10 protein-coding genes and 1 pseudogene are annotated in these 9887 nt (G+C 61.5%); 1 reads left to right on the forward strand and 10 read right to left on the reverse strand.

What is annotated here, in order from left to right; genetic code table 11:
• A pseudogene (locus NW857_RS10070) lies at nt 1-212 on the forward strand (hypothetical protein); the annotation flags it as partial.
• Here NW857_RS10070 and NW857_RS10075 read toward each other — a convergent pair.
• The 10 genes from NW857_RS10075 to cfa all read right to left on the reverse strand — a co-directional run bounded on the left by NW857_RS10075 (nt 209) and on the right by cfa (nt 9527).
• Complete coding sequence (locus NW857_RS10075; RefSeq protein WP_414368847.1) at nt 209-1045, reverse strand: metal ABC transporter permease; 837 nt, start codon at nt 1043-1045, stop codon at nt 209-211. The pseudogene NW857_RS10070 and the gene NW857_RS10075 sit on opposite strands and share 4 nt — an antisense overlap.
• 9 nt (nt 1046-1054) lie before the next feature.
• On the reverse strand, nt 1055-1831 hold the full coding sequence (locus NW857_RS10080; protein WP_414335857.1) for a metal ABC transporter ATP-binding protein: 777 nt from the start codon (nt 1829-1831) through the stop codon (nt 1055-1057).
• Nucleotides 1828-2919, reverse strand: coding sequence for a metal ABC transporter solute-binding protein, Zn/Mn family (locus NW857_RS10085; RefSeq protein WP_414368849.1), 1092 nt, complete (start codon nt 2917-2919; stop codon nt 1828-1830). The genes NW857_RS10080 and NW857_RS10085 overlap by 4 nt, the downstream gene beginning before the upstream one ends.
• Nucleotides 2920-2932: 13 nt before the next feature.
• A complete protein-coding gene (locus NW857_RS10090; protein WP_414368851.1) occupies nt 2933-3376 on the reverse strand; it encodes a SufE family protein in 444 nt (147 codons plus the stop codon).
• A 101-nt stretch (nt 3377-3477) separates the two neighbouring features.
• Entirely contained in the window at nt 3478-4236 is a 759-nt protein-coding gene (locus NW857_RS10095) for a GntR family transcriptional regulator (RefSeq protein ID WP_414368853.1), read from the reverse strand.
• A 187-nt stretch (nt 4237-4423) separates the two neighbouring features.
• On the reverse strand, nt 4424-5491 hold the full coding sequence (locus tag NW857_RS10100) for an ABC transporter ATP-binding protein (RefSeq protein ID WP_414337269.1): 1068 nt from the start codon (nt 5489-5491) through the stop codon (nt 4424-4426).
• On the reverse strand, nt 5488-6291 hold the full coding sequence (locus NW857_RS10105) for an ABC transporter permease (RefSeq protein ID WP_414337270.1): 804 nt from the start codon (nt 6289-6291) through the stop codon (nt 5488-5490). Before NW857_RS10105 ends, NW857_RS10100 begins: the two co-directional genes overlap by 4 nt.
• Nucleotides 6288-7139, reverse strand: coding sequence for an ABC transporter permease (locus NW857_RS10110; RefSeq protein ID WP_414337271.1), 852 nt, complete (start codon nt 7137-7139; stop codon nt 6288-6290). The genes NW857_RS10105 and NW857_RS10110 overlap by 4 nt, the downstream gene beginning before the upstream one ends.
• Nucleotides 7140-7180: 41 nt before the next feature.
• A complete protein-coding gene (locus tag NW857_RS10115) occupies nt 7181-8236 on the reverse strand; it encodes an extracellular solute-binding protein (RefSeq protein ID WP_414337272.1) in 1056 nt (351 codons plus the stop codon).
• 151 nt (nt 8237-8387) lie between these two features.
• Nucleotides 8388-9527 (reverse strand): cyclopropane fatty acyl phospholipid synthase, encoded by a 1140-nt coding sequence (gene cfa / locus NW857_RS10120; protein WP_414368855.1) that lies wholly within the window; start codon nt 9525-9527, stop codon nt 8388-8390.
• Nucleotides 9528-9887 lie beyond the last annotated feature (360 nt).

The following is a 9887-nucleotide window of genomic DNA, read 5'->3' on the forward strand; positions in this document are numbered from 1 at the left end:
ACCCGCGGGATCTGATGTACGGCGGCCACCATGCAGCGGCTACCGGCAATCGCCGCCTGCTGCGGGTGCCCACCATCACCAAACGGGATCTCAACACCCTGAAGCGGGTTTACGAGCAGCCCACCCTCATGGGCCAGGTTTTCCCGGAGAGCTACCGCCGCCTGTTCGGCCAGCTTCTGCCAGAGAGAATTTTGGGAATGGCCGGCAGCTAGCGCCGCAGCAGTTGCGCTCCCCCCTTCAGCCCCATGGCCAGGAGAAAAAACAGCAACTGGGTGGCCACAATGCTGGGGCCGGAGGGCAGGTTGAAGGCAGCCGAGAGGAGGATCCCCAACACCGCACTCAAGCCCCCCAAGCCCATGGCCAGCAACACATACGTTGTAAAGTTGGATCCCAAAAGCCGCGCCGTCGAAGCAGGGATCACCACAAAAGCGCTCACCAATAGCACCCCCACCGAGCGGATCGACAGGGCCACCACCAAAGCCAGCAGCACCACAAAGGCCAACCGCTGCCAGCCCCCCTCTACCCCCCGCGCCCGCGCCAGCGACTCATCCAGGGTGAGCAGCATCTGGGCAGGCAAGGTCAGCCCAATGTACCCCAGGGCCAAGAGCAGGAGCAGGCCGCTCATCCACAAGGCCGGCAGGCTGATGCCGAGAATATCCCCAAATAGCAACTGGTTAAGGTTGCCGCGGTAGCCAGGGATCAGGCTGAGGCCAATGATGGCTAGAGCCAAGGAGGAGGAGTAGATGATGTTTAGCACCGCATCTGCCGAAAGCTGGGTGCGTTCCAGGACAAAAGTCACCCCCAGGGCAAACACTACCCCAAACACCATCAGCACCGCTGTGGGATCCAGCCCCAGGGCCACTCCCAGGACAATACCCAGCAGCGCCGAATGCCCCAAGGCATCACTAAAAAACGCCAACTGCCGAAAGATGGCAAAACTGCCCAAAAGCCCCCCCGTCACCCCCGTCAGGATGCCGCCTAGGAGAGCCCGCTGCATGAAGGGCAGCTGCAGCCATTCCACCACCTGCGCCCAGGTCTCCGGCATTGCCCCTCCTCAGTGGTGGTGGATGTAGCGGGCAAACGCGGGGCCGTAGACGCGGCTTAGCATCTCCGGCGCCAGGGCCGCTTCAGGGGATCCCTGGCAAATCAGGGAGCGGTTGAGACACAACACGCGGTCGCAGTAGCGGGACACCATCTCCAGGTCGTGGGAGACCTGCAGGATGGCCCAGCCCAGGGAGCGGCGCAGCTCTTCCAATAGCCGATAGAATTCCCCTTCGCTGAGGCTATCTAGACCAGCGGGGGCCTCGTCCAGCACCAGCAGCCGCCGCGGCCAGACTAGACAATAGGCCAACAACACCCGTTTGAGCTCGCCGCCGCTCAGTTGACCCAGGGGCTTAGAGGCCAGGTGCAGAGCCTCGGCCCGTTGCAAGGCTTTCTGGACGGCCTCCTGCCGAGCAGCTCGCTGCTGCCAGGGCCAGCGGGGCCTAAGGGATCCCCAGCCCAGGGCGACAAACTCCGCCACCGTCAGGGGAATGGCGGGGTTGAAGTGCAAGCGCTGCGGCACATAGGCAAGCTGCTGCCGCACTTTCTGGGGCAAGTACCCCGACAGACGCAGCGGCTCCCCTAGGATGTAAACCGAGCCACACTGCCGCGGCAGGATGCCCAAGATGGCCTGCACCAAGGTGCTCTTGCCGGCGCCGTTGGGGCCAACAATGGCCGTATGGGATCCCGCCTCTAGCGCAAACGACACGTTCTGCACGGCCAAGTGGGATCCCCGATAGACCGTCAGCCCCTCCACCCGCAGGACAACCTCGCCAGAATGGAAGCTCATCGCCCCCTCGCCAGCAGGTGTTCGAGAGCAGTCTGACCCACCAAGGGCAACTGCAGGGGAACCCAGGCCTTCTCTTTCTCGAAGGCGGAGACCAGGTTTTCCACGTTCTGCCGCAGGATGGTTAGGTAGTACTCCGGCTCGATCCCCTCTGGGCCAGCCGTTTCCAAGGGATCGAACACGCGGACTTGTACCCCCAGATCCCGGGCCAAGACCTCAAAGGGGTTGTCCTTCCCCACTTGTGGCTCCACCAGGATTGTCTTTAGGCCCGACTGCCGCACCGTCTCCATCACCCGGCGCACATCTTCCGGAGAGGGGCTGGCTTCCGGGATCTCCACCAGGAACTCCGCTTTGAGGTTGTAGCGCTCGGCAAAGTAAGGGGCAAGGTCGTGGAAGACCACAAAGCTCCTGCCGGCGAAGGGAGCTAATTTCTGCTCGATTTCTTTATCCAAAGCTTCCAGTTGCTCGATAAAGGCAGCGGCATTGGCGCGGTAGATCTCTGCCCCTTCTGGATCGACAGCAATGAGGCCATCGCGGATGTTTTCCACCTGCTGAATGGCCCGCCTGGGATCCAGCCAGATGTGGGGGTTCAACTCGCCGTGGCTGTGCCCATGAGAGTGTCCATGACTGTGGCCGTGACCATGAGAATGGCCATGGCTGTGGGAGTGGCCATGCTCTGGCTCCTGGGTCTGCAAAGTCGGGATCCCTTGGCTGCTGTCAATGATGCGCAGCTTCGGATTGCCGGCGTTGGCAATCAATCCCTCCAAAAAGGTCTCCATTCCCAACCCGTTGATCACCAGCACATCCGCCTGGGACAGCAGGCGCGCATCCTCGGGTCGAGCCTGAAAGTCGTGGGGCCCCATCTGGGGAGGGATCAGGGGTTTCACCTCGGCCCGCTCCCCGGCCACGGCGCGGGTAAATTGCGTTATCGGCAGGATTGTGGTCACCACCTGCGGAGGGGTGGATCCCCGTTGGGCCCGGGACTCTTCTTGGCGCATCTGCAAGCCACCCAGGATCCCGACCGAGAGGGCCGCCACCAGCGAGACCAGCGATCGCACGGGTCGGGCCGAACGCAGAGAGTTATTAGCCATGAGTCCTAATACCTCACAAGACGACAGAGACAGCAGCGTCGGAAGCGCCTGACTCCTGGAAAGCCAAGGCCCGCTGCTGCAGCAATGAGAACATGCTCACCAGGCCGTTGGAGCGGGAAGGGCTAAGGCTGAAATTGAGGCCCATCTCCCGCACAAACTCCAGGGAAACCCCCAAAATTTCCTCTGGCGCTAGGCCGCTCAACCCCTCCACCAAAATGGCCACCAAGCCCTTGACCAACTGGGCATCGGCATCTCCCTGGATGTAGACCTTGCCGTTCCTTAACTCGGTGGCCAGCCACACCCGCGAAGCACAACCCCGCACGAGATTCTCCTCTGTGCGCTGGGAATCGGGGAAAGGGGGCAGGCGCTTGGCATAGGCCAGCAGCAGCTCGTACTTCTGACGAGAAGTTCTGGCCTTTTGAAAGCGACCCACAATCTGCCGCAGAGCTTCGGGCATCAACCCACTTGCCTGAATGAGAATGATAATCAAAAGTCATCGTAGCACGCCGCCTCAGAGCCTGCCGAGGAGAAGCACTAGGTGTGGCGATGGGGGGATCCCTATATAGCTTGGCTGGCGCGCACAATGGGGCCGGCATTGGTCAGGGTCCAGCGCAGTGCTTCTTGGTTAATCTGTTCGGCAGCGGCGCCGTCGTGGGCAGCGATGGCCTTCAGGAGCCGGCGGTGAAACTCCAGCGACTCCTGCATCTTGCCTTCCACGTGGTAGGCCAGCCGCAGGTAGCGCTCGGCGTGCTCGCGCAGATTCCGGATTCGCTGGATCAACTGTTCCCGACCGGTGATGGCGTAACATCGCAGACGAAAGTGCCACTCTTGGCGCAGATAGGTCCACAAATCCTCGTCCTCGGCCAGCGTGGCAATGGCAGCCAGGAGTTGTTGCAGCTCACCCACGTCCGAGGGCGTAGCTCGCTCCGCAGCCAGACGCGCCGCCAGCCCTTCCAGCCCGATGCGCATGGCATAGAGCTCTTCAAATTCCTCCCAACTGAGGGGCACCACCCGCACCCCATAGTTGGGAACAAACTCAACCAGGTGTTCCTGGCTCAACATGCGCAGAGCCTCGCGGACAGGGGTACGGCTGACGCCGAAAAGAGAGGCCAACTGCTCCTGGCGCAGCCACTCGCCCGGCTGCAGCTTGCTGCTCAAGATCATCTCCCGCAGCTTGCTGTACACCACCTCCTGCGGCCTTTGCCCGCCCTTGGCCGGTCGGAGTTTGAGCTTGCCTTGAGCCAGCAGGTCGGCTGATTTGGCCCAACGCCTACCAGGCCGCCCTTTGGCTGGGGTGCCGTCGTTTCCTGTAGCCATCTGTGCTCCTGCTGGTTGATCCCTGGTGAGCGCGCAGGCTTGCTATTGGAAAGTGGCTGAACAAAGTTAGGAGAGGCTGTAAGGTTATGCACTATCCGGCAGGGATCCCGCGGCCTGCTTCAACTCTGGAAAGCATACGACAAAAGCGGGGGGAGTTGAAGTTGGCTGCCGGCAAAGGTGGGATCCCCTAGTGGCGGTGGCAAGGCCGGCCAATGACAGAGAGGACGCGGCCTGGCTTGGCCCGAACGGGGTAGCTTTGCCCCAGGATAACCGGTCGGTCGTGCAGAAGCGTGACTTTGCCTGCGCCTATCAATTCCCCGGCGATCTTAAAGACATCGCCTCCGAACTCAACGGCTGTGGGCACGAACTGCCCTGCCTCCATCGATTGGCCAACTTCGGGCAAAAGCTCCAGATCCCCGCTGCGAACTGCTACCTGCACCACCTGGCCATCGCACTGCCAGGGAATGTTCGCCTCTACTCCGGGGGCAAGGCGTACGCGGCCAGGTCCAAGACGTTGGGCAGAAAACACCGCTGCCCCCCCGAAAAACTGAGCCACAAAAGCGCTGGCCGGGGCTTGCCAGAGCTCCTGGGGCGTCCCGAATTGCTCCAGCTTGCCCGCCTGCAGCACCGCCACCCGGTCGGCAATGGCCAGGGCCTCTTCTTGGTCGTGGGTAACAAACAGGGTGGTGACCCCACTGGCCCGCAACAGGGCTTGCAGGTCGGCCCGGATGGCCGCCCGCAGTTGCGGATCCAAAGCCGCCAGCGGCTCGTCCAGCAACAGCACCCGCGGCGACACGGCCAGAGCCCGGGCAATGGCCACCCGCTGCCGCTGACCCCCAGAAAGCTGGGTAACTGGACGATCGGCCAGCTCGGCAATGCGGCAGAGCTCCAGCATCTCGGTGACCCTCCGGCAGATGACAGGCCTGGGGATCCGCCGCATGCGCAATCCAAAAGCCACGTTGTCGCGAACGTTGAGATGCTCGAACAGGGCATAGCTTTGGGGCACCCAGCCCACCAAGCGCTTCTCTGGCCCCAGGGAGCTTGTGTCGGCGCCGTCGATGAGAAGGCGGCCTTCGGCGGGGATCAGCAGGCCGGCCACCAAGCGCAGCAGAGTGCTTTTGCCACAGCCGCTGGGGCCAACCAACACCACAATTTCTCCCGCCGGCACCTGCAGGCTAATGTCTTCGACCACTAGGCGTCCGGGGATGTAGGCGTAGGCAATCCGGTCAAAGACGACAGAAGCAGGGGTGGTCATGCTTGTCCTACCTTGCTACCGCCCAGTCGCTCGATGGCAATGGCAGCGGGCACGACGAAGAGAAGAAAAAGGGCAGTCATGGCCGCTGCCACCTCCACCCGATTGGTGATGTAGGCAGAATACAGCTCGATGGGCAACGTTTTGTTGAGAGGGGTGAAGAGAAAGAAAGAGACGTTGAACTCTCCCATGGAGAGGGTGAAGACCAGGAGCAAAGCGGCCAACAGGGCGCTGCGGATCGAGGGGAGCGTTACATGCCATAAGCGTTGCAGGAAAGTGGCGCCCAGGGTGCGGGCCACCGCCTCTTGCTCCAGCAATGCCCCTTGGGCCAGAGCCGGCACCAGCGTGGCCACCAGAAACGGCAACGTGTAGATCACCTGGCCGAGCAGGAGAAGGATCCCGCTGGCGCGAGCTGCCGGGTAGGCCAGGATCAAGGCCAGGGCAATGGCGATGCCGGGAATGGCCAGCGGCAGATTGATCAGGGCCATCAGAACCTGCCGACCCACAAAGCGCCGCCGCGCTATTAGCCAAGCTGCCGGCAGGCCGACGGCCAGGTTGATCCCCAGCACAAGGCCCGCCAGCCGCAGGCTGAAAAAAGCATAGGGTCGCACCGTTTCCCATCCCTCCTGCAGCCACTTGCCGGTGATCCCGCCGGCCCAAACCCCCAGCGGCCAGTTGGCTGTGGTAGCCACCAGCAGCAGCAAGGGCAGGGGCGCCAGGCACAAGATCGCCGCCGCCCAGGTAAACCCCCGCCCAATGGCCAGGACGGGATCCCCTTGCGACCGGGGAAACAAGGGCTTCATGGCCGCGGCCCCCTAGATGATCCCGCTGCGGGGCGCTGTGGCTGCAGGGCCTGCTCGGCAACCTGGCCCAGGCCCACCAGAATGGCTGTGGTGAGCAAGGTCAGGACAATGCTCAAGCTGGCAGCCCGTCCCGGCTGAAAGCTTTCTGTGAAGGAAGCAGCGATCTCCAGCGGCAAGACGCGAAAGCCACGGCTGAGGGTGGCCGCCGTGCCAAAAGCCCCAAAGGCAGTGGCCAAGCTGACGCTGGCAGCGCCGAGCAAAGCCGGCAGGAGCGCCGGCAACAGCACGTGCAAGTACACCTGCAAAGGTGTCGCTCCCAACGTACGGCTCACCTCGATCACCTCCTGAGGAAGGGCAGCCACCGCCCCCCGCAACACCAACACAACCCGCGGGATCTGAAAGTACAGATACCCCAGCAGCATGCCCCCAAAGGTGTAAGCCAAGCTCAGTTGCCGCTCGCCCGTCAGCAGCAAAAAAAGCTGGGGCACCAGGCCCGTCCTCCCAAAAAACAGGATGACGAAGAACCCGATGACAATCCCCGGCAGGCTAAGAGGAATGCTCAAGGCCACAGCCAGGGCATGGCGGTGGGGATCGGCGGAGCGCTCGATGTAGATGGCTACGGGAAAGCACAGGATCAAAGCCAGCAGCGTAGAGGCAAGAGCAATCCAGATGCTGTTGAGCAAGGCGCGGCGATAGGCAGCCGAGGTAACCACCGCCCCGTAGTTCTCCAGCGTCAGGCTCCCGCCGTTCTCTTCCAGCAAGCTCTGGCGCAGCAGCACAACCAGCGGGATCAACAGCCCCAGCGCGTAGAGGAGAACAAGCGGTGCAGCCAGCCACCGCGGCCCCATCGCCGCCAACCTCAAAGGAGAGCGAAGTCCCGTGCCTGGGATCACCGCATGACCTCAGCTTTCCAGCGTTCGTTAAATTGCTCTTGCACGGCGCGCATTTGCGCGAAATCGGGCACAGTCACTTTTGCATAGGCGCTGTCCGGAAGCATCTTGGCGGCAATACCGGGATCCACACTCACCTGCCGCACGGGCCGCAGGTAGCTCTTGGCAAACAAAGCCTGCCCCTCGTTCGAGAGGGTGAAGTCGATTAACTGCTTACCCCCTTGCGGGTTGGGCGCCCCTTTGACCAGGCCGATGACATAGGGGATGGCCAGGGATCCCTCGCAGGGGATGACGACTTCAACGGGGGCGTTTTCGTTGTTTTTGAGCTGGTAGCCGTTGAAATCGGCGTCGATCAAAATGGGGATCTCGCCCTGTTGAACCAGGGCAGTGGCCGTCTGGGCCGGCAGCTGCAGGTCATTGGCCTTGAGCTGAGCCAGGTATTGGATGCCGGGATCCCAGTTCTCCAGCGTGCCTCCCAGGGCCAGGTTGGCAGCCGTGGCCACCGAATACCCGATGGCCGCCTGGGTGGGATCCAGAAAACCGACCTTGCCCTTGTACTCGTTCTTCGTCAGGTCAGCCCAGCACTGGGGCATGGGAGTGTTGCCCAGCACCTTGGTGTTGACCAAGAAGGCTACCGCACCCTGATGGATCGTCATCCAGCGGCCCTCGGGATCTTTGAGCCCTGCCGGGATCTCCGCAAATCCCGCCGGCTTGTAGGGCTCCAGCAACCCGGCTTCGGCAGCCTGAATGCCGAACACGATGCCAAAGTAGGCCGTATCCGCCTGAGGAGCCGCGGCTTCCGCCTTGAGGGCAGCCAGGGTTTGGCCGGAGTTTTTGGGATCCGAAGGAGCTTGTAGGCCAGTTTTAGCAGAGAAAGTTTTGAGCACCTCGCCCCAGTTGGCCCATTTCTCCGGGCTGTTGTAGGCCACCACCAAGGCAGCGCGCCCGCCAGTCGGCGCCCCCGTTACCGGAGGAGCCGAGGTGACCACTGCCCACGTGGTCAACACAGCGGCGATGGGGAGACCGATCAGGGGAAGCTCAGCCAGCTTTTTCATGGGACGACCTCCTTGCGCGAATAAGTGTATGCGCTTATTAGCAGGCTACACGGCCAAATTTAAGTTGACGTTAAGAGCCGGCCCCATCTCTACAGGGCTCTTCAAGAGAAAGGGAATCCTGAGAAACAGGAAGGGAGATCTTTCCGTGTCGCTACCGCGCCGAGCGATAGCCACCACTCACTCCTCGAGGTGAGAGAACCAGTTGCCAAAGCTGGCTGGCTCGGGCCTTGAAGCTGCCGGCGCTCATCAGCAGGTAAAGCCGCCACATGCGGCGGAAGCGCTCGTCGTAGCGACCAGCCAGTTGGGGCCATGCCCGCTCAAAATTGGTGTGCCAAGCTTTTAGGGTGGCCACGTAGTTAGTCCCAAAGTTGTGCCAGTCTTCCAGCACAAACAGACCTTCAAAGGCCGCCGTGATGAGGCCAGGTGAGGGCAGCATCGAGTTGGGAAAAATGTAGCGCTCAATCCACGGATCCCGCCCCTGGTAGGCAACGTTGGCGCCGATGGTGTGGAGAAGAAACAAGCCATCGTCTTTGAGAAGGCGACGGGCTACCCGCATGAACGTTCGGTAGTTGCGGTAGCCCACATGCTCAAACATGCCAACAGAAAGGATCCGATCAAACTTTCCTTGCGTCTGGCGATAGTCTTCCAGCCGGATCTCTACCGGTAGGCCGCGGCAGCGTTCGCTGGCCAGCTTGGCCTGCTCTTGCGAGACGGTGATGCCCACCACCTGCACCCCATAGCGCTCGGCCAGGTACTGTGCCGTGCCTCCCCAGCCACAGCCGATGTCGAGCACGCGCATGCCGGGCTGGAGATCTAGCTTGCGGGCAATGAGATCCAGCTTGGCTTCCTGGGCTTCGTCGAGGGTTTGTGCCCCCCCATCCCAATAGGCACAGCTATAGATCAGGCGGCGATCCAGCATGGCCTCGTAGAGGTCATGGCCAAGGTCGTAGTGGCGCTGGCCAACCACAAACGCTCCCTTACCCCGCTGGCGGTTGATGAGGCGACTGTCCAAGGCAAGCAGGAGCCGAACCGGCCAGCCCACTTGCTCCACTGCCTGACCGGTGAGGAGACGACAAACCAACTCGTCAATAGCCTCACAATCCCACCAGCCCTCCAGGTAGGCCTCGCCAAAGCCCAGGGATCCATAGAGCAGGCAGCGCAGGTAGAGCCGCTCGTCGCGGACTTGCAGATCCCAGGGCCGCGAGCCATTGACGGCTATATCGGCAGCACTCAAGAGCCTAAGCCCATATCGGCGGGCCAGCCAATGCCAGATGCTAAGGCTTTTCCTCATCTCCAGGAACCCCTTGCTATAGGCAAGCCTGGTGAGCGCAACCAGCAATGTATTGCTCAGCTATTAAACCGCAGCTTCTTCATCCTGTCACTTGGCAGCAGCTCAGGACATTTCTGCCTATCGGCTTCTAGCTTCTGTTGTTGGTGCCAAAGTCAGGGATACAGCACCAGAGGGAAAACTTATTTTGATAAGAGCTTTACTGGCGGGGTGGTGTGGGTTTTGCCCAAACACGCCGTACATTCCAGCAGGTGCCAACTCTAGAAAAGGATGGCTTTAAAGTTAAACTTTTTCCGGAATCGAGTGCAATTGGATTACAAGTGCGAGGAAATAAATTCTATACCTACAAGCACCATACACCTG

The organism is Synechococcus sp. H55.9 (assembly GCF_047462355.1).
Taxonomy (GTDB): Bacteria; Cyanobacteriota; Cyanobacteriia; order Thermostichales; family Thermostichaceae; genus Thermostichus.